The organism is Sphingomonas paeninsulae (assembly GCF_003660165.1).
GTDB lineage: Bacteria > Pseudomonadota > Alphaproteobacteria > Sphingomonadales > Sphingomonadaceae > Sphingomonas_O > Sphingomonas_O paeninsulae.
In genome coordinates, this window is record NZ_CP032829.1 from 176,718 (window position 1) to 195,523 (window position 18,806).

Sequence of the window (18,806 nt, forward strand, 5' to 3'; positions counted from 1 at the left end):
CGACAGGATCCGGGGAAATAAACCATGAAAATGATGACCGCAGGGCGTGGGCACCTGCTTAGTGCCAGCGCACTCGCTCTCGCAATAATTTGTGCGCAACCTGCTTTCGCGGCGGATGACGCTTTACCATCGGAAAGCGCTCCCGACGCGGCGAGTGCCGACCAGAAAACCGCCGAGGGGTCGGATATCCTCGTGACCGGTACCAAGGCGAATGAGATCGCGCCTGTCACCGCGTCGCTGCAAACGACCCAGCCGCAGGCGATCGTGTCGCGCTCTTTTATCGAGGAGTCGCTACCTGCGACTGTCGACTTCAACCAGATCGCGCTGATTACGCCGAGCGTGTCCAATTATGGCGGTAATAACGGTATCGGCCTGTCCGAATCCAAGGCGCAGATTCGTGGCTTTCAGGACGGCGAATATAACATCACCTATGACGGCGTGCCCTTCGGCGACACCAACGATCCAACCCACCATTCAACAACCTTCTTCCCGTCGAACACGATCGAAACTCTGGTCGTCGATCGCGGCCCCGGCAACGCCAGCCAGCTTGGTCAAGCGACCTTCGGTGGCACGTTCAACCTGTTCTCACGCGCGACGCGCGATGATTTCGGCGGCCAGTTGGTCGCCAGCTACGGCAGCTTCAACACCTACCTTGCGCGTGGCCTGCTTGAGACCGGGGCCATCAAGGGGCTGGGCGGGACCGAAGCGGTGTTCAGCGGGCAATATGTCCACAGCGACGGGCGCTCGTCGGATTCGAAATATCAGAACTACAATCTCTTTGGGAAAGTCATGGTCCCGATCAGCCCCGACGTGCGGCTGACCTTCCTCGCGACCTACAACAAGAACCGCTTCAATCAGGCGGACAGCGATGGCTCGACGCTGGCCCAGCAGGCGCTTTTCGGTAAATATTACGCGCTCAACGATGACCCGAAGTCGTCGCAATATTATGGCTATAACTATACCAACAAGACCACTGATTTCGAGATCATCAAGCTGGAAGCGAACCTCTCGCCGAATGCGGTGTTAGAAAATCGCGCCTATACATATTACTACGATAACGAGACGCTGTCGGCTAATGACGTGACGACGCTGCCGGGCACCCTCTACACCACGAAGTCGGCGACCGGAGCGACCATCAAGGGCGACATTCCGGGCTATACCAAGACGAACAAATACCGCGTCTTTGGCGACATCGTGAAGGCGCGGATCGATTTCGGCTTCGGTGCGCTGACCGCAGGTGCTTGGCTAGAGTTCAGCAACACCTATCGTCAGCAGCGCGACGTCGATCTCACATCAGGTGGGTTCAACTATGCCGAAAAGGTCGTGGTTGCGCCCTCGACCGGGCTCAATCCCGGACAGGTGACGCCACAGTACATCAAATTCGACCAGAATTCGCAGGGCAATCATACTGAGGAATTCATCGAGCTCGAGCTTCGCCCTTTTGCCGGCCTCAAGATCACGCCCGGATTCAAACATGTCGATTTCAATCGCAAGGTCGATGCCACGTATAATCAGACGACCCGCTATGCCCAGCGGCTGTCCAACACTTACACCGCCAATCTGCCGTTTCTGACGGTCAATTATCAACCGTTTTCGAACCTGTCGGTGTACGGGCAATATGCCAAGGGTTTCCTGATCCCGTCGCTCAGCCAGCTCTACGTTGCAAACCCCAGTTTCTCGAACGCCGTGCCGCAGCGGTCCACCAATTATCAGGCCGGGGCGGTCTATCACGGCAGCCATCTGTCGCTCGATGCTGATGTTTACGTGATCAACTTTACCAACAAATTCTACAGCTATACCGACACCAGCCCCGATAAGCTGGGCACTATCTTCACCAACATCGGCGGTGCACTGTACAAGGGCGTCGAGGCACAGGCGACTTACGCATTCGGCAATGGCTTTGCCGTGTTTGCAAACGGCTCGCGCAACTATGCCAAGACAAACGCCTATACCGATCCTGTCAGCGGGCTCGTCATCCTACGGACGATCATCGCCAAGGCACCCCTTTCCACCGCCGCAGCGGGCGTGCTCTACAAACATGGACCGATCCGTTTTTCGCTCACCGACAAGTGGACGGGCGCACAATATGCCGACCTGACCAACCAGACCCGTATTTCGCCCTATAACTCGGCCAATCTGGGAGTGAGCTACGACATCGGGCGGATGCGGGTTGGTCTGGACGTGACCGATTTGTTCAACTCGGAGAAGATCAATCAGATCTCGGGCACGCCGATCGTCGCGACGACCTCGCAAATCTATTATCAGCCGGGTCGCGCGATCACCGGCCAGCTCACCTATAACTTCTGATGCGCGGCTTGTTGGCATTTGCGGTGCTGCTGGTCGCTGCTGCACCGGTGCCCAAAACTGCTCCCCTCTTGACGGCGCGGGATCTTGATCCCGCGCTCGTTTTGCCGCCACCTCCTGCGTCCGGCAGCGCGCAGGCGGTGGCGGAGCTTGCCGAATTGCACGCTCAGGAATTGACGCGCACGCCAGCCGAGGAAGCGACAGCACGGCGCGACGGCGATACCAAGAATGCAACGATCTTCGCCGAAGTGCTCGGCTCGAAATTCGTGCTGGAACAACTGCCCGCCACAACCGCAATGTTGGCGCTGGTGCGGGCCAGTGAAAAAGACGTGGTCGATCGCGGTAAAGACCATTTCCGGCGGATGCGGCCCTATGCCGTCGATACGACGCTGAAAAGCTGCAAGCACAGTGACGAGATCTACACGAGCTATCCCAGCGGCCATACGTCAATGGCCTTTTCGATGGGCGAAGTTCTCGCGCGACTGGTACCCGAAAGCGCCGACGCGATCCTCACTCGAGCGGCGCGATACGGACAAAGCCGGATCGTTTGCGAACAGCATTTCGGTAGCGACATAACCGCCGGGCAACAACTCGGCACGCTGATTGCCGAACGGCTGATGGGCAAGCCGGACTTTCGTATCGCCTTCGATGCCGCCCGCATGGAACTCATTCAGGCAGGAATAGCGCGCGCGAGTACCCCTTTGAGGAATTGACCATGACGCCATCTAAATATCTCGCGACACTGGCCGGTACGGCGCTCATGCTCGGTGGCGGCGCACATGCGGCGCAAAAAGAAACCCTGCACTATCTCACCAGTGCCGATGTCGAGCCGGTCATGATCCTGCCCAAACCCTTTGCACCGGGTTCGGATGGCGAAAATGCCGAACTCGCCGAATTGCACCGGATCATCGCGTCGGCCAGCGCCGCGCGCATGGCGCAGGCCAAATGGGACGATGCGCATGAAGATCCCGCGCTGTTCGACGATGTGCTTGGCGTCAAACTGGAGGTGATGCCTGCAACCTGGGCGCTGCTGAGCGAAGTGCAGGAAGAAGGCGAAGTCGCCGCCGATGTCTCGAAAAACTATTTTGACCGTGCTCGCCCCTGGGCGACCGACTCTACGCTGGCGAATTGCGATGCAGGCAAGAACGCAAATCCACGCCGCTCCTACCCGAGCGGCCATTCGACCCTAAGCTATTCGGTCGGTTTCGTCCTTGCGCGTCTCGTGCCCGAAAAGGCGGACGTGATCCTGTCGCGCGCTGCAGATTATGCCATGAGCCGTCAGGTCTGCGGCGTTCACTATCCCTCCGATACCGAGGCAAGCCATGTCCTTGCCACGATCATCGGAACCAAACTTCTCGCCAATCCGTCCTTTGTTGCAAAGATGGCTGCCGCACGGAGCGAACTCCGGGCGGCTCATCTGACACATTGGTAAACGGCGGGACTAAATATCCCGCCTCAGTGACGCGACATCACGGCCACATGGAACGAACCGGGAATTGCCGCTGGTCGCGCGCCAGCGGTTGCGGGGGGAGAAAAATGCGCTGTCGGCAAATAGAGCATCCCATCCGCTGGATTGAGAGCGCCGGTTCGCGCCCCGACTTCCGATTTTGCCGTGCTCACGACTTTGGCTCCGCCCGCTGCGTCCAGCGCGATGATGCTCAGTGTCCCATCCCGCCCGTTGGGAATAATGGCGGTCCGCCGCGCCATATCCATGATGACGGCATCAGGGCCGCTGCCAATCGGCAACAGCGCCACCATCTTGTGCGATGTGACGCTGACCAGCGCAGCCTTGCCATTGGCACACGCGCTGATGAGCTGGCCCGTCTTGCCGTCAAAGCCGAGACCCGTTGGCCCCGTACAGCCAGGCAGCGGAATTGCAGCACCAATCTTGCCAGTGGTGAGGTTCGCGCTCTCGATCTCGTTCAAATCTTCATTGTTCACATACAGCATATTGTTGTTGCCAAGCACGCCGAATTCGAGCGCAGGCTTCAGCGTGATCGTGCGAATGACCTTGCGGGTTGCGACGTCGATAATAGACACCGTTCCGCTCTTCGCATTCATCACCATCGCATGGCCGGTAGCGGGATCATAAAAGGCCGCGTCAGGGTCGTTTCCCACGGCGATCTGAGCCAGTTCGTGGCCGTCGCCCGTGTCGAGTAAACGCACGCTATTGTCGTGACCGCTCGTCACCAGCAGCATCGATTTGCCGGGGATGGGGACAACTGCGTGTGCTCTGGCGATGGCGCCGAATAAGCGGATCGTGTTGCTATGGGCCAGATCGACAGCCAGCACAGTGTTGCCATGTGCGACATATAGCCGGTGCGCCGCGCCATCGACGCTCGCATAATCCCACCCGCCATCGGGTCCGGCAATCGAACCACTGGCAACATAAGTAGGTGCCGGGCCCGCCGAAACCAGCGTGGCAGCACCAATGGAGACGAGCAGCATCTTGAAAGCAGTGCGCAGCATGAACGGACTCGATTTTGATTTGGAGTGAGGCGTTCAGAGTGACGATGGGTGCGCGCGGATGCCAGCAACTTTGCCGGACATTGGGAAGATTTATAACTAAGCTGCGACTTTCGGGCTATCGCGTCCTTCGTTCACAATGATCACTAAAGGCCATTCGAATGCGGGTATTGGTTGCTGAGGACGACGCCGATACGACCGACATCGTCGTGCGCGCTTTATCCAAACTCGGCCATATCGTGACAGCGGTAGCGACCGGTGGCGACGCGCTCCATGCCGGGGTGGCGGGCGCTTATGATGTCATCGTGCTCGATCGGATGCTTCCCGGAATCAATGGAGTGGAAGTCCTGCAACGCTGGCGCGCAGCGGGCATTCATACGCCGGTCCTGATGCTCACCGCGCTTGGCGGTATTGCTGACAGGGTAGGGGGGCTGGAGGCTGGCGCGGACGACTATCTGGTTAAACCCTTTGCGACCGTCGAACTCGCAGCGCGACTGACCGCATTGCAGCGACGCCCCGTTATTGCCGACCTGCCGACCCGGCTTCAAGTGGGGTCGATCACATTGGATCTGCTAAAGCGAGAGGTGAGGCGCGCTGGACGAGAGGTTCACCTGCAACCGCGCGAATTTGCCCTGCTCGAACAGCTCATGCGACACGCCGGGGAAGTGGTGACGCGCTCGATGTTCCTCGAACGGGTTTGGGGCTTTCACTTCGATCCGCAGACCAACATCGTCGAGAGCCACCTCAGTCGATTGCGATCGAAACTGAAAGATGGCTTTACCACGGATCCGATCGAAACATTGCGTGGTGTTGGTTATCGAATGCGTCTCGATGTCGAGGATGGCTGATGTCTAGAAACACCAGCGCGGCTTATCGGATTGCCTTCACCTATTCCTGCGCCTTTGCGCTCGCGATTCTCGCTTTGGGGGTGACGGTTTACTATGCGGCCGACGCCCAGTTCCGTAACCAGCAGGACGTCGGAATCGCGGAGGGAAGCACGCTCCTCCTGCGCGAATATTACGAAGGCGGTATTCCTGACCTCAGCGCCGCGATCGCTCAGCGCGAAGAACAGCTTAACAGTGCCGGCTATCGCTATGCGCTTTTCGATCCATCCGGGGTCCGGCGCGCGGGAACGCTTGCCACGACCAGGCCGAGGGTGGGAAAACAGGATCTGATTGTCGCAGTCTCGCATGGCAAGACCAGCGACGCACGCGCGCTCGTGACGGAATTGCCAGGGGGGTATCGTTTTGTCACCGCGGTCGATCTTACGGCGCTTGAACGTATCGACACGATCATATTCGAACTGTTCACGGTGGCGTTCGTCCTCGTCATTCTGATGGGGGTGGGGGCCGCTTTGCTCCTTGGCGGGTATCTGCGAAGCCGTCTCAGCAGGATCAGCGGTACCGCACAGGCGATCGTCGCGGGCGACCTTGACCACCGCATTCCGGTCAGCGCACGTAACGACGAATTCGATCAGTTGGGCGCGGTCCTCAATGCGATGCTCGACCGGATTGCACGGCTGCTCGAAAATCTCCGTCAGGTATCGAGCGACGTCGCTCATGACCTGCGGACGCCGCTCGCAAGGCTGCGCGGCCAGATCGAGGCAGCCCTAGATGGGGATCAGGATGCGGCGGTTCTCCGCCGCAGTCTGAAGCGGTCCCTCGCGCAAAGCGATGAACTATTGTCGCTATTTGCCGCAATTCTCCGCATTGCAGAGGTTGAGTCCGGGGCACTGACGCGTCATTTCATCCATATCAGCCTGTCCGAACTCGCGACTGATTTGTACGATTCCTATGCACCGGCGGTGGCGGATACCGGCCGGTTGATCGAAAGCGCGATCGAACCCGGAGCGGACATCGTTGGTGATCGCGAACTTCTCGCTCAGGCGCTGATCAACTTACTCGACAATGCCCAGCGCCACACGCCACCATCGACGCGGATATCACTCGGCGTAAGGGCCACGGACCGGCATGTGATCGTGACCGTCGCGGATAATGGGCCAGGTGTCGCGCCCGGCAACCGATCCGTCATCGTGCAGAGATTTGCGCGTTTGGACACAAGCCGAACGACACCGGGGCATGGCCTTGGCTTGAATCTGGTGTCGGTAATCGCCGAGGCGCATGGCGGAAGTTTGATAATCGAGGACAACGCTCCCGGCCTGCGTGTGTCGATAGTTCTGCCACGCCAAACATTGCGATTTCCCAATCTTGCCCCAAACCGCCCGGTGTGAGGTTTCAGGAGTCGGTATGATTAGATAGTGCGCAATGATGTCAGGCATCTGCGACAAGCGAATGGAAAATGAATGAAGCGTCGCTTGGTACTTCTAAGTGTCTTGCTCATGACTGCTCTTTCGGCTTGCGCATCTTATAATGCCGCGCCGCTCGATCCCCTCACAGCAGTCCTCGCGAAACCTGACATGGCGATATTGTCGGCGGATGCGGGCAAGATCGACCGTCCGTGGCTGACGCCGCAGTCAATCGACCTCGCCCAGCCTTTGACGCCCAACGCGCTGGCAGTAATCGCGATAATCGAAAATCCCGACCTGAAAGCGTTGCGCACGAAGTCTGGGGTTGCGGCCGCTCAGGCTTTTGCCGCGCGGCTTTTGCCTGATCCGACGGCACAACTTGGCTTTGATAAATTGCTGTCCGGTCCCGACGCATTCAACGGTTTTGCGGGACAGCTTGGCTTCGATCTGAACGCATTGCGCACGGCGCGGGTCACGCGCGAAAGTGGGGAGGCGGCAAAGCGTCAGGTTCGGCTCGATCTGGCATGGGTGGAATGGCAGACAGCGGAGCAGGCACGGCTTCAGGGGGTTAGGATCGTTGCGTTAGAGGCACAAATCGACCTCGCGAAAGCCAGCGCGACAGCGGCGGAACACCTGTTCCGAGCGGTAGAAAACGCCGCCGGGCGCGGTGATCTGGCGGCCGGCGAAGTCGATGCGCGTCGTTTGGCGACGCTCGATGCCGACGAGAAATACCAAGCGGCTGCGCGCGACCTGACGACGGCGCGGGGGGAGTTGAACAAACTGCTCGGCCTGCCTCCCGAAACGACCCTCCACCTCGCCACCCCGCCCCAACCAGCGATTGCTCCCGCGAGTTCGGTACTGGTTACCCAGGCGATCGACCGTCGCCTCGACCTTCAGGCGCTGCGCGCCGGATATGACGTGGCCGAGGGTGAGATGCACCGGGCGATCCTGAACCAGTTTCCCAATCTGTCGCTAACCATCGCATCCGCCCGTGACACCGCCGGAAATTATACGCTGGGTCCGCAAGTCGGCTTCACCCTGCCGCTCTGGAATCGCAACCGTGGCGGGATCGCGGTGGTCGATGCCACGCGCGCGCAACTTCGAGCCGAATATGACGCGCGATTGTTCCAGACCCGCGCAGAGATTGCGGCAGCGGTCGCAGGACTTGCAACCATCCGCCAGCAGCGCGCCGAATTGCTCACCAAGCTCCCCGCAATCGAACGCTTCGCCGCCAGCTCGACCCGCGCAGCCCAACGTGGCGACCTCGCGCTCGCCCTTGCCGCAACCGCCGCGCAATCACTGCGCGATCGAAAGACGACACTTCTCCAACTCGACCAGCAGGCAGCCGAAACGACGATTGCGCTCGAACTGCTGTCAGGCGGCCCCAGCGAAGGATGGACCCGTTGAAAACGCTCGCACTCATGGCCTTTTTGATGCTCGGCGCGTGCGGCGCAGCGACCGAACCCACGACCGAGGCAAGCCCAACCGCGACGATCAGGTCCGCCGTCGCAACGCTCGGCGCGTCGCGCGACGACGTGACCGTCTATGGCGCAGCGGAAGCGGGGCCGGGCGGCGAACGTTCGGTAATCTCAATGCGTGAAGCGTTATTGGTCGCAATCCTTGCTCCCACCGGCACCGCCGTCAGCGCAGGGCAACCGATCGCCACCCTGAAACCAAGCCCCTCCGCCGCCCTCGATCTCGCCAGGGCATCCAGCGACGCCACCACCGCCAACGCCGCCCTTGCGCGGGCATTGCGCTTGCGCGCCGACGGTCTGGTTAGCGATGCCGACGTCGAAACCGCCCGCGCCGCCGCCCGCACCGCCACGGCTGCAAAGGCCAGCTCAGGCAGCGGCAGCGGCGTCCTGCGCGCACCCGTTGCAGGCACCGTGCAAAGCCTGACCGCCAAACCCGGCGATCAGATCGCCGCCGGTGCCTCGGTCGCATCGGTTGCCGCCACCGGAGAACGCCGCGCGCGTTTCGGTGTCGATCCAGCGGTCTCCGCGCGCATCCATCCGGGTCAGCAGATCAGGATCGAGCCGATCAGCGGTGGCGCACCGATCATCGCAACCGTCGTCGGCGTCGATCCGGCAGTCGATGCGGCCACACGCCTCGCCTCTGTTTTCGCCCGTGTCCCGGCATCGGTCAGCGTCGGCACCCCGCTTCGCGGCCATGTCGCGGTCGGCGCATCGGTTTCTGGTGTGACTATCCCCTATGCCGCGTTGCTCGACGAAGCAGGCCAGAGCTTTGTGTTCGTCGTGAACAAGGGCGCGGTCAAAAAACGTAATGTGTCGCCCGGCAGTACGTCGGGTGAAGCCGTGACCATATTGACCGGACTGCAACCCGGCGAACGCGTCGTTACCGAAGGGGGCACCGCGCTCGAAGACGGCATGAAAGTGCGCGAAGACCGGCTTGAAAACGGCGCTTCCAGATGAAGGAACTGATGCGGCGTCACAGCCGCTCGATCTGGCTAAGCGTCTTCCTCATCACGCTCGCAGGGCTCGTCGCCGCAACACGCCTGCCGGTCGCGCTGTTCCCGCATATCGATTATCCACGCGTTGTCGTGGCAATCGATGCCGGCGACCGCGATGCGACCCAGATGGCGGCGGTCGTCACGCGCCCCGCCGAAATCGCCCTGCGGGCAATTCCGGGTGTTACGCAAATCCGTTCCGTCACCAGTCGCGGCTCCGCAGAAGTCTCGCTGACCTTTGGCTGGGGCGACGATATGGTTGCGGCGACGCTGGCGACACAGGGCGCGCTGGCGACGATCATCCCCGATTTGCCTATAGGAACGCGGTTCAGCGTGCGTCGCTCCGACCCGTCGATTTTCCCGGTCGTCGGCCTGTCGCTGACTTCGACAAAACGCAGCGACACCGAACTGGCGCAACTCGCCCAGTTAAAGTTGCGGCCTGTGCTTTCGACGGTGCCCGGCGTCGCGGGCGTGGACGTGCTTGGCGGATCGGTCCCGGAACTGGAGGTCGAAGTCGATCCGGCCAAACTGCAATCACTCGGCATTACGACGAATGACGTCGCAACGGCGCTCGCCAGCGCAAACAGCATCTCCGCTGTCGGCAGGCTTGAGGATCGCCACCGCCTCTATCTCGCACTGGTCGAGGACAGGATCGGGAACGAAGCCGACATTGCCGCAATTCCGGTCAAATCGGGGGCAGGGGCGGCAAGTGGTATTGTCACGATCGGACAGGTTGCAAGCATCCGCCGCGCCACCGCACCCGCATGGACGAAAGTGACATTGAACGGCACCCGCGCGGTGCTGGTTAACGTCCGTCAGACGCCCACCGCCGACGCAGTCGCGTTGGTCAAGGCGGTCGATGCGCGGATCAAGAGCGCGGCACTTCCCGCCGACGTGAAGATCAGCTTTTTCTACGACCAGTCCGAACTCGTCACCGGTGCCGCCAACGCCGTCCGCGACGCCATTTTGCTGGGTGCCGTGCTTGCGGGAATCGTGTTGTTCGTCTTCCTGCGCAGTTGGCGGTTGATGGTCATTACTGCGTCGATGCTGCCCGCCGTGCTCGCCGCGACCTGCCTGATCCTTTACGTTTTGGGCATGAGTTTCAACATGATGACCCTCGGCGGTATGGCCGCGGCGGTCGGGCTGGTCGTCGACGATGCGGTCGTCATGCTCGAACATCTGATGCGCCGGCTTCAGGAATCTGAGCATGACGGCGAAGGAACCAGACCGTCGATGCTGGCCGCCGCGCGCGAAATGGCGCGACCCCTGTTTGGATCGACAGTGGCAACCATCGTCGTGTTCTTGCCACTGGCCTTCATCACAGGTGTCACCGGCGGCTTTTTCAAGGCGCTCGCGATCACCATCGTTGCAGCACTCGGCATCTCGCTGCTTTACGCGCGATATGTCCTGCCGCTGGTCGCCGACCACTGGTTGACCCCAAAGGATGCAGAGGCCACCGAAAAGGCCGACGGCTTTATGGGCGGCATCATCCGGCGCTACGAAGGGGGCGTCACACGCGCCCTGAAGCGACCCGGATTGTTCGCTGCCGTTATCGCTACGGTATTGATCGTCATCGGCGCGGTGTCGTGGAACCGGGTCGAATCCGGCTTCATGCCAAAGATGGACGAGGGCGGCTTCATCCTCGATTATAAGGCAAAGCCAGGTGCTGCGCTGAGCGACACCGACCGGCTTTTGCGACAGGTTGAAAAGATCATTCAGGCCACGCCCGAAGTTGCCAGCTATTCGCGGCGCACGGGCATCCAATTGGGTGGAGGGCTGACCGAAGCCGATGAGGGCGATTTCTTCGTGCGCCTGAACAACGGCCGCCGCCGCGACATCGAAAAGGTGATGTCGGAAATTCGGGGCAAAGTCGGGCTACAAGTGCCCGGTCTCGAAATCGAAACCGCGCAATTGATGGAAGATTTGATCGGCGATCTGACCGCCATCCCTCAACCGATCGAAGTAAAGCTGTTCGGCGACGATGAAACGCAGCTTGCCGATGCCGCGCAAAAGGTCGCCGACGGGATCGGCAGGATCACTGGCATTGTAGAGGTCAACAACGGCCTGCGCGTGGCAGGCGATGCCATCGTCATCAACGTCGATCGCGCTGCCGCCGCACTTGCCGGACTCGATGCAGGAGCCGTCGCAACCCAGATCGGGTCGCAGGTCGATGGCACGATCGCAACGCAGGTTCAGGCGGACGAGCAGGTGATTAACGTGCGGGTCCGTTTGCCGCAGGAACTCCGTCGCCGCGCCGATGCGCTGTCGTCACTGACTTTGCGCGCGACCGATGGGCGCATCGTTTCGCTCGGCTCCATCGCCAAAATCAGCATCGCAGCGGGACAGCGCCAGATCACCCGCGAAGACCTGTCGCCATTCATTCCGGTGACGGCGCGGCTCGATGGCCTCGATCTCGGCAGCGCCATCAAACAGGTCCAGGTCAAGGTTGCCGAACTGAAACTGCCCCCCTCGATCCGCGTCGAATATGGCGGCCTTTACCAGCAGCAGACCCAGTCGTTCCGCGATCTCACGACCGTATTCGTCGCCGCATTGTTGCTGTCGGCTTTGTTGCTGACTCTGTTGTTTGAAAAATGGTCGTTTACGTTCGGGGTGATCGGCACGGTGCTGGTATCGGTGATGGCCGTCCTTGCCGGGCTGTGGCTCACCGGCACTGAACTCGACATATCGGCGCTGATGGGGCTGACGATGGTCGTCGGCATGATTACCGAACTGGCGATCTTCTACCTCGCCGAACTTGATGCCGATCACCCGCTTAACGCACAAAGCCTGATCGCGGCGGGGCGGGCGCGGTTACGCCCTATCCTGATGTCGGCCCTTATCGCTATCCTCACGCTTTTTCCGCTGGCTCTCGGCATCGGTCGCGGTTCGGGCCTCCAAAAACCGCTCGCCACCGCGATCATATTCGGGCTGGCGGTCGGCGCACCATTGATAGTAACCTTTTTGCCGATGCTCGTCCTTGTGATGACGCGGCGTCGAAAGGACATCATTGCGCGCTAACAGGCGATTTTTAGCATGACCGTGGATGGTTTGCTGATTGTCTTCATGACCGATCGGGCAATGCTGTTGCGCTTCCTGATCGCGCGCGGTGCATCGCCTGCAGAGAGCGAAGATATATTACAGGAACTTTTCCTGAAACTTCGAACCGTGCAGGTCGGTCCTGTCAGCGAACCAAAGTCCTATCTTTACCGGATGGCCCATAATCTTTTGAACGATCGGCGGCGCGCGGCCACACGACAGGGCGCACGCGAATCCGCATGGGCATCGACCCGCATCGGCGCGGACGGGCAGTCGCTTGCCACCCCGTCCATTGAAGACAGTCTGATCCAGCGCGAACGGCTGAAAACCGTTGAAGCGACGCTGGCCGCATTGCCCGAACGCACGTCATTCATCCTCCGGCGATATCGTGTCGATGGTGTCTCGCAAAAGACGATCGCTGCCGATCTGGGCATTGCGCTCAGCTCAGTCGAAAAGCATTTACAGCGTGCCTATCGCGCCATCCTCGACGTGCGCCAGCGATTGGATGCGGATTCCGACGATCAGCGGCGTCTTGGCACAAAGGGCGACGACCGATCATGAATGAAACCGACGCATGGATGGAACGCGACGCTATCGAGGAGCAGGCAATCGCCTGGCACCTCAAGCTGCGCGATGCCGATGCCGATGCCAATGCGGGCGTGTGGGATGAGTTCATGATGTGGCTTGATGCGGATTCTCGCCATAATCAGGTCTATGACCGTGTTCTGGCCGCCGAGCAGGATATCGATGCAGCCCTGCCTGCGCTTCCGGTGGTGGTGGCGGTGGCGGTGGCGGTGGCTGCAAACGAAAACGACGACGGCGGCAAGGGTGGGCGCTGGCGCTGGATGGGCGCAGGGGCGGGGCTCGCTGCCGCCGCCGCTATTGCCGTGTTCTTTTCAGGGACTGGCCGTTCGCATCCAGAGCCCTATGAAATCGCAACCGGGCTGGGTCAGCAGCGCATCGTGACTCTGGCGGGCGGTTCGCAAATCGCTCTGAATGGCAGCAGCACCGTTGTGCTGGACCATCGCAATCCCCGGCTCGCCGAGCTACGGTCGGGCGAGGCCAGTTTTACCGTAATCCATGATGACAAGGCTCCCTTTACCGTCAGCGTGGGTAATCGCCGGATCGAGGACGTCGGCACCGTATTCAACGTCGTTGCCGACGGAAAAGCCGTAACGGTGGACGTCAAGGAAGGAAGCGTTCGCTACACTTCCGGTGCCAATGCAGTTTCGCTGATGCGGGGGCAGAGTTTGACCGAGACTGGCGGCGGCGATCCAATTATCCTCAGTAACAGACCGGTCAGTGCCATCGCGTCGTGGCAGACGGGGCGACTGGAGTATGAGATGCAGTCGCTTGGCACCGTGGCGCGCGATATTTCCCGTTACCTCGGCGTGCCGATTACCCTCGACGCATCGCTCGCCGGAAAGCAATTCAGTGGCACAATCCAGATCGACCGGGACCGTACCCGCTTTTTCGCGCGCCTTGATCGGTTGCTGGGCGTAAAAGCGCGTCCGAATGACAATGGCTGGACGCTTTCGGCGCAATAGAATGCGCAAATATTGTGGCGTTATGGCCGCTATCGGCTTGTCGGTGACACCCGCCATCGCAAGGGGTGAACAGGTCTTCGACGTTCAGGCGGGGCCGGTGGGCAGCATTCTTGTCGAATTTGGCAGGCAATGCGGGTGGACAATTGGCTTGACCGACCCGGTACTCGCGGGGCACCGCTCAGGGGGTGTGAAGGGACGTCACACCCCAATTCAGGCACTCCGCATTCTGCTGCGTTCGACGGGCGCGGATTTTGCGATGCTCGACGCGCGCTCGGCAAAGGTTTTTGCGACACGCGAGCACCGGGTTCAGCCAGCTTTTGTGTCACGCCCCCTCGATGGGGAGCCGACGCCCGTGATCCTTGTGACCGCCAGCAAGCAACAAACGCCGCTCGCACGGTTTCCGGGTACCGTCACCGTCGTCGATTTGAATGCGGCCGATCCCTCATCCAGCGCCGCGCAGGGAACGGCCGCTCTCGTCACTCGGCTGCCGATGCTGTCATCGACCGAGCTTGGGCCGGGACGTAACAAGATATTCATTCGCGGTATTGCCGACAGCAGCTTCAATGGCGCGTCTCAATCCACCATCGGTCATTATATCGGTGACGCCCGATTGACGTTTAATGCGCCCGATCCTGACCTAAACCTGTACGATATGGACCGTGTAGAGGTTCTGGAAGGCCCGCAGGGAACACTTTACGGGACCGGCACACTAGGCGGCATCATTCGCTTCGTGCCCAACGCCCCCGACACGACCAACCTGAAAGGGTCATTCACGACAGCACTCGACTACACCTCGAAAGGCAGCATCGGCGGCGACGGCGGTGCAATGATAAACCTCCCGCTGATCACCGACAGACTCGCAGTCCGCGCCGTCGCCTATGGATCGATCGAACCAGGCTATATCGACGATCCGTCACGCGGAAAATCGAACGTGAACCAAACGAACACCAAGGGAGGTCGCCTCGCCTTACGATGGCAACCCTCGACGGACTGGACAGTGGAGGGCGGTTTCGTCGTACAGGACATCGCCTCTGCCGACGGGCAATATGTCCTCGCCGGAACACCCGATCTGACGCGCGCCACGAGGATCGCTCAACCCTTCGATAATGACTTTCGGCTTGGGTACGTTACCCTGACACACCGCGCCGGTTCCGTGTCGGTAACCTCGACGACCTCAATCGTCAGGCATGATATAACGACTGTATTCGATGCGACGCCGAGCAATCCAGCTGCGCCCACCTCCCAGTATGACGAGCAAAGTAACATCACGCTGATTGCGCATGAAACACGAATATCGGGCGCTACTAACAGCTTTGCCTGGGTGGCCGGAGTGTCTGGCCTGTATGACAAAAACCGCTTCACCACCGCTCTTGGAAACTTGTCCGGACCAACCGTAAAAAATGGAGTTGAAAACCAGATCGAGCAGATCGCTACCTTTGGACAGGTTACATTCTGCCCGAACTGCAAATTCGAATTTTCTGTTGGTGGGCGAGCAGAACTCACCCGATCGGAAGGCTCACTTCTTGAACGCGCACAGGGCGATGTTTCGGAACCCTCTCGCATCGACGTCCGCCTGTCGCCCTCATTGGGGGTGGGTTGGCACGTGCACGATGGCCTGTTGGTCTTCGGGCGCATTCAGCAGGGCGCACGATCGGGGGGCCTGGCGATCTCTCCCCTGGGCGATCGTACAACATCCAAGAGGTTTCAGGCTGATATACTCAAGGCGGTCGAACTGGGATTTCGGGCTGGCAGCAAGGAGACAACCCGTGCGTGGCTCAGCGCTACTCTGTCATACGCGCACTGGACTAACATTCAGGCCGATCTTATCGATGGTGCCGGGCTGATCTATACGACGAACCTAGGCGACGGCTACATTGTAGGCGTGGAGGCGCAGGGAGGGATATCGCCGGTCGCTGGCGTTGTTCTTGACGGCGCACTCTTCATGAATTCGAGCGCGCTGTCGGATCCGGTGCCGGAGTTCGACACGTCACGCGATCGCGATCTTCCCGATGTGGCGGCTACAGGAGCCCGCGCTTCCGCAGTTTATTCGATTGCGCTTTCCAGTGGGCGGGTTGTCAGTATCGACGGTACAGTCCGCTATGTAGGACCATCGAAACTCGGCATCGGCACACCGTTTGCGCTCTCGCAAGGTCGATATCTGACGAGCTCGATCGCCCTAAATTATGCCCTTGGATCGACCCGCTTGTCTTTGGCCATCGATAATGTCGGTGATGTTAGGGGCAACCGTTTCTCGTTCGGCAATCCTTTCGGTTTCGCTGCCGGCAATCAGCGAACGCCGCTTCGTCCCCGGTCATTTCGGGTTGCGGTGACCAGAAGCTTTTAGGGCGCTGGCCAAAACAATTGATAAAGCTGTCTGGCATGTGCGGCTTCTGCGTATCGGTGACGTCTCCTGTAAAATACCACGCAGGATCCTTTATGTCAGCGACAAGATCAGCTCCTCTCATTTCGGCGTATTCTGCCGACCTCACGATGTCCGATTTTACACGGTGCAACCAATCCTCTGCGAAACCATCACGGCGAGCGAGCATCGGTAATAACTGGAGTTGCTTCCATGTCTTCGGCCGCGTCCTGTTGTGGGGATCGCGAAACAGTCATCGACAAGTGTTTTAAATCAGCATCTTGGCGCGGCGGACGATGTAGCATTCCGGTGAGAGGACAGCTCTGCGGGATCAAATTCTGATATTTCCATCTCAGTTCTCCTTTAGTCGCAAAGGCAGATGGAGAAACGCAGCGTCGCCTTCAGGTTCGAATTGAGGCGGTGATCGCTTCGCCGTGTCCGGCAATGCTCGATTGGCGAGTGTTTTAGGGACGAGAAAACCAGTTGATCGAACATCAGCGACGGAAATCCAAATCTTCTGCGTTTAACGATCGCATGGAGCTTCTGACAAAGCCCCGTGACCGTAAGAAAGAGGATTGTATGAAAGAGCTTTTATTCGTCGCATTGGCTGCCAGTGCATCCATCGCAGCCATATCTCCGGCTGAGGCACGCGGTGGTTGCGGTGCCAATTTTCATCGCGGTCCCTATGGCGGGTGCCGCCCAAATCGCGGCGACGTCATCGTTGCGCGCGGTGCTCCCACGATTGGCGTCTATTACGGTGGTCGCGGTTATTGGGATGGCCGACGCTATTGGGGTCATCGCGAGCGCTGGCATGGTGGATGGCGTTACCGCTAAATGCTGGGCGCGTGAGCGGGGATGCAGTATTTCGGCGTTCCCGCTTCGGCCATATTGATAAAGCCCAAAACACCCTGAGGACATCGCTCATGAACACGATGACAGGCATGAAATTCGGGAGGGCCGCTGCTGCTGTGCTGGCGCTCGTTCCAGTCGGCGCATGTGCAAAGACCAGCGGTGACAACGCATCATCTTCAAATGCTACAGCGTCTTCGACACAGTCTGATCCTCGTCATTCATCCGGCATGACGTTGGAGGATTTCCAGAAGCGACAGAGGGACCGATTGATGGCGGCAGATACCGATGGCGATGGCCGCGTCAGCAAGGCGGAGTTTCTGGCTGCTGCGAAGACCGGAAAGGGTAATCCGGCAAAGCGGTTCGCAAAGATGGATCAGAACGGCGACGGCATGCTCGACAAAAGCGAGATCGATGCGATGCTTGCCCGAAGGTTCAAGCGGATCGACGCCGATGGTAACGGGATTATCACAACGCAAGAACGGGCGGCGGCCCGCGCCGGCAAACATAAAGCCGCTCTGGATAGTTCCGATTCATGAAACTGGATCGTTGGGCATGGGCATAGGAACCAACGCGATTGAGCGATCACGATCCGGACACAGATTTGATCGAGCGCGTAGGTCGCGGGGAGCCCTCTGCTGCGCGCCAACTGGTCGCCGCCAAGCTTCCGCGTATTCTTGGATTGGCGACGCGTATGCTGCACGATCGGACCGAAGCCGAGGATGTCGCGCAGGAAGCTTTTGTCCGCATTTGGCGCCACGCTGCGACCTGGCAATCGGGGGTGCACTCTTCGATACCTGGCTCCACACTGTTGTGCTCAACCTGTGCCGCGACCGATTACGCCGACGACGCGCGACGACCGGGGATACGTTGCCGGACAGGGTCGACCCGACGCCGAGTGTCGAGGCCCGTCTCATCGAGGCGGATCGCGGGCGTGCCGTAGCCGAAGCCATTGCGGACCTTCCCGATCGGCAACGCGAGGCAATCCTGCTCGTCCATTATCAGGATCTGTCCGGCGCGGAGGCCGCATCTGCGCTGGAGATCAGCGTGGACGCATTGGAATCGCTGTTAGCACGGGGGCGGCGCACACTGCGCACACGCCTTTCCAAGTTGCAGGAGGGCGACGGTAATGACTGAACGACTTACGCTTGAACGCTTTGAAGAACTCGCCGACGCCTATGGAGGCGTGGTTGCGCGATGGCCGGAGATTTATCGTTCGGACGCGATGAGTCTGGCCGCCGAACCCGTAGCTGCTCAAATCCTCGCAAAGGCGCTGACGCTCGACATGACCCTGGATATATGGTCGGTGGCCGCGCCAACCGCCAATTTGCAGGCACACCTTATCGACAACGCACCCGCTTCCGGCAGGCGGTTCGGGGGCCGCGCTCGGCTATGGTGGTCGGGATAGGCATTGCGGCGGCGCTTGCGGGGGCCGCTGCCGGAGCGGTCACCGTCGCCCTTGTTGCGCCTCTGGAAGCGACACCCGACGGCAGCACATCGTTCGGCGACATCGCCGGGCAGGAGACCTGATCC

17 protein-coding genes are annotated in these 18,806 nt (G+C 60.1%); 16 read left to right on the forward strand and 1 reads right to left on the reverse strand.

The annotated features are described in order from the left end of the window. Positions 1 to 24: 24 nt before the first annotated feature. From D3Y57_RS06180 to D3Y57_RS06190, 3 genes are read left to right on the forward strand one after another with little or no spacing between them, the layout of a single operon-like run. Positions 25 to 2,307, forward strand: coding sequence for a TonB-dependent receptor (locus D3Y57_RS06180; protein WP_239025955.1), 2,283 nt, complete (start codon positions 25 to 27; stop codon positions 2,305 to 2,307). After that, complete coding sequence (locus D3Y57_RS20800) at positions 2,307 to 3,017, forward strand: phosphatase PAP2 family protein (RefSeq protein ID WP_239025956.1); 711 nt, start codon at positions 2,307 to 2,309, stop codon at positions 3,015 to 3,017. Before D3Y57_RS06180 ends, D3Y57_RS20800 begins: the two co-directional genes overlap by 1 nt. Positions 3,018 to 3,019: 2 nt before the next feature. Further along, complete coding sequence (locus D3Y57_RS06190) at positions 3,020 to 3,736, forward strand: phosphatase PAP2 family protein (protein WP_121152261.1); 717 nt, start codon at positions 3,020 to 3,022, stop codon at positions 3,734 to 3,736. 23 nt (positions 3,737 to 3,759) lie between these two features. On the opposite strand, the gene D3Y57_RS06195 is transcribed toward D3Y57_RS06190, so the two are convergent. Then, a complete protein-coding gene (locus tag D3Y57_RS06195) occupies positions 3,760 to 4,773 on the reverse strand; it encodes a YncE family protein (protein ID WP_121152262.1) in 1,014 nt (337 codons plus the stop codon). 158 nt (positions 4,774 to 4,931) lie between these two features. Here D3Y57_RS06195 and D3Y57_RS06200 point away from each other — a divergent pair, with 158 nt between their 5' ends. The 13 genes from D3Y57_RS06200 (at position 4,932) to D3Y57_RS20810 (ending at position 18,803) form a co-directional block, all read left to right on the forward strand. Further along, the gene (locus tag D3Y57_RS06200; RefSeq protein ID WP_121152263.1) at positions 4,932 to 5,618 is read left to right on the forward strand and encodes a response regulator transcription factor; all 687 of its coding nucleotides are present in this window, start codon (positions 4,932 to 4,934) and stop codon (positions 5,616 to 5,618) included. Next, on the forward strand, positions 5,618 to 7,000 hold the full coding sequence (locus tag D3Y57_RS06205) for a HAMP domain-containing sensor histidine kinase (protein WP_121152264.1): 1,383 nt from the start codon (positions 5,618 to 5,620) through the stop codon (positions 6,998 to 7,000). The genes D3Y57_RS06200 and D3Y57_RS06205 overlap by 1 nt, the downstream gene beginning before the upstream one ends. 72 nt (positions 7,001 to 7,072) lie before the next feature. Continuing rightward, positions 7,073 to 8,422, forward strand: coding sequence for a TolC family protein (locus tag D3Y57_RS06210; RefSeq protein WP_121152265.1), 1,350 nt, complete (start codon positions 7,073 to 7,075; stop codon positions 8,420 to 8,422). Then, positions 8,419 to 9,447 (forward strand): efflux RND transporter periplasmic adaptor subunit, encoded by a 1,029-nt coding sequence (locus tag D3Y57_RS06215; RefSeq protein WP_162987005.1) that lies wholly within the window; start codon positions 8,419 to 8,421, stop codon positions 9,445 to 9,447. Before D3Y57_RS06210 ends, D3Y57_RS06215 begins: the two co-directional genes overlap by 4 nt. Beyond that, positions 9,444 to 12,500: an efflux RND transporter permease subunit gene (locus D3Y57_RS06220; RefSeq protein WP_121152267.1), complete on the forward strand. Its 3,057-nt coding sequence runs from the start codon at positions 9,444 to 9,446 to the stop codon at positions 12,498 to 12,500. The genes D3Y57_RS06215 and D3Y57_RS06220 overlap by 4 nt, the downstream gene beginning before the upstream one ends. A gap of 15 nt (positions 12,501 to 12,515) precedes the next feature. Beyond that, complete coding sequence (locus tag D3Y57_RS06225; RefSeq protein ID WP_121152268.1) at positions 12,516 to 13,079, forward strand: RNA polymerase sigma factor; 564 nt, start codon at positions 12,516 to 12,518, stop codon at positions 13,077 to 13,079. Beyond that, on the forward strand, positions 13,076 to 14,065 hold the full coding sequence (locus D3Y57_RS06230; RefSeq protein ID WP_121152269.1) for a FecR family protein: 990 nt from the start codon (positions 13,076 to 13,078) through the stop codon (positions 14,063 to 14,065). The genes D3Y57_RS06225 and D3Y57_RS06230 overlap by 4 nt, the downstream gene beginning before the upstream one ends. Before the next feature lies 1 nt (position 14,066). Beyond that, positions 14,067 to 16,409: a TonB-dependent receptor gene (locus D3Y57_RS06235; protein WP_162987006.1), complete on the forward strand. Its 2,343-nt coding sequence runs from the start codon at positions 14,067 to 14,069 to the stop codon at positions 16,407 to 16,409. A gap of 594 nt (positions 16,410 to 17,003) precedes the next feature. Then, positions 17,004 to 17,258 carry a GCG_CRPN prefix-to-repeats domain-containing protein gene (locus tag D3Y57_RS06240; protein WP_121155534.1) on the forward strand — a complete coding sequence of 85 codons (255 nt, stop codon included), beginning with the start codon at positions 17,004 to 17,006 and terminating at the stop codon, positions 17,256 to 17,258. 89 nt (positions 17,259 to 17,347) lie between these two features. Next, positions 17,348 to 17,812: an EF-hand domain-containing protein gene (locus D3Y57_RS06245; RefSeq protein ID WP_239025957.1), complete on the forward strand. Its 465-nt coding sequence runs from the start codon at positions 17,348 to 17,350 to the stop codon at positions 17,810 to 17,812. Between the two features lie 211 nt (positions 17,813 to 18,023). Then, the gene (locus tag D3Y57_RS06250; RefSeq protein ID WP_239025958.1) at positions 18,024 to 18,410 is read left to right on the forward strand and encodes a sigma-70 family RNA polymerase sigma factor; all 387 of its coding nucleotides are present in this window, start codon (positions 18,024 to 18,026) and stop codon (positions 18,408 to 18,410) included. Beyond that, a complete protein-coding gene (locus tag D3Y57_RS06255) occupies positions 18,403 to 18,681 on the forward strand; it encodes a hypothetical protein (RefSeq protein ID WP_239025959.1) in 279 nt (92 codons plus the stop codon). The genes D3Y57_RS06250 and D3Y57_RS06255 overlap by 8 nt, the downstream gene beginning before the upstream one ends. After that, positions 18,666 to 18,803: a hypothetical protein gene (locus D3Y57_RS20810; protein WP_239025960.1), complete on the forward strand. Its 138-nt coding sequence runs from the start codon at positions 18,666 to 18,668 to the stop codon at positions 18,801 to 18,803. The genes D3Y57_RS06255 and D3Y57_RS20810 overlap by 16 nt, the downstream gene beginning before the upstream one ends. Positions 18,804 to 18,806: the final 3 nt, after the last annotated feature.

Coding starts and splice junctions, on each gene's coding strand:
- D3Y57_RS06230 (WP_121152269.1), top strand. CDS start 13,076: ATGAATGAAACCGACGCATGGATGGAACGCGACGCTATCGAGGAGCAG.
- D3Y57_RS20800 (WP_239025956.1), top strand. CDS start 2,307: ATGCGCGGCTTGTTGGCATTTGCGGTGCTGCTGGTCGCTGCTGCACCG.
- D3Y57_RS06200 (WP_121152263.1), top strand. CDS start 4,932: ATGCGGGTATTGGTTGCTGAGGACGACGCCGATACGACCGACATCGTC.
- D3Y57_RS06255 (WP_239025959.1), top strand. CDS start 18,403: ATGACTGAACGACTTACGCTTGAACGCTTTGAAGAACTCGCCGACGCC.
- D3Y57_RS06240 (WP_121155534.1), top strand. CDS start 17,004: ATGAAAGAGCTTTTATTCGTCGCATTGGCTGCCAGTGCATCCATCGCA.
- D3Y57_RS06180 (WP_239025955.1), top strand. CDS start 25: ATGAAAATGATGACCGCAGGGCGTGGGCACCTGCTTAGTGCCAGCGCA.
- D3Y57_RS06220 (WP_121152267.1), top strand. CDS start 9,444: ATGAAGGAACTGATGCGGCGTCACAGCCGCTCGATCTGGCTAAGCGTC.
- D3Y57_RS06225 (WP_121152268.1), top strand. CDS start 12,516: ATGACCGTGGATGGTTTGCTGATTGTCTTCATGACCGATCGGGCAATG.
- D3Y57_RS06190 (WP_121152261.1), top strand. CDS start 3,020: ATGACGCCATCTAAATATCTCGCGACACTGGCCGGTACGGCGCTCATG.
- D3Y57_RS06205 (WP_121152264.1), top strand. CDS start 5,618: ATGTCTAGAAACACCAGCGCGGCTTATCGGATTGCCTTCACCTATTCC.
- D3Y57_RS06195 (WP_121152262.1), bottom strand. CDS start 4,773: ATGCTGCGCACTGCTTTCAAGATGCTGCTCGTCTCCATTGGTGCTGCC.
- D3Y57_RS06245 (WP_239025957.1), top strand. CDS start 17,348: ATGAACACGATGACAGGCATGAAATTCGGGAGGGCCGCTGCTGCTGTG.
- D3Y57_RS06210 (WP_121152265.1), top strand. CDS start 7,073: ATGAAGCGTCGCTTGGTACTTCTAAGTGTCTTGCTCATGACTGCTCTT.
- D3Y57_RS06235 (WP_162987006.1), top strand. CDS start 14,067: ATGCGCAAATATTGTGGCGTTATGGCCGCTATCGGCTTGTCGGTGACA.
- D3Y57_RS20810 (WP_239025960.1), top strand. CDS start 18,666: ATGGTGGTCGGGATAGGCATTGCGGCGGCGCTTGCGGGGGCCGCTGCC.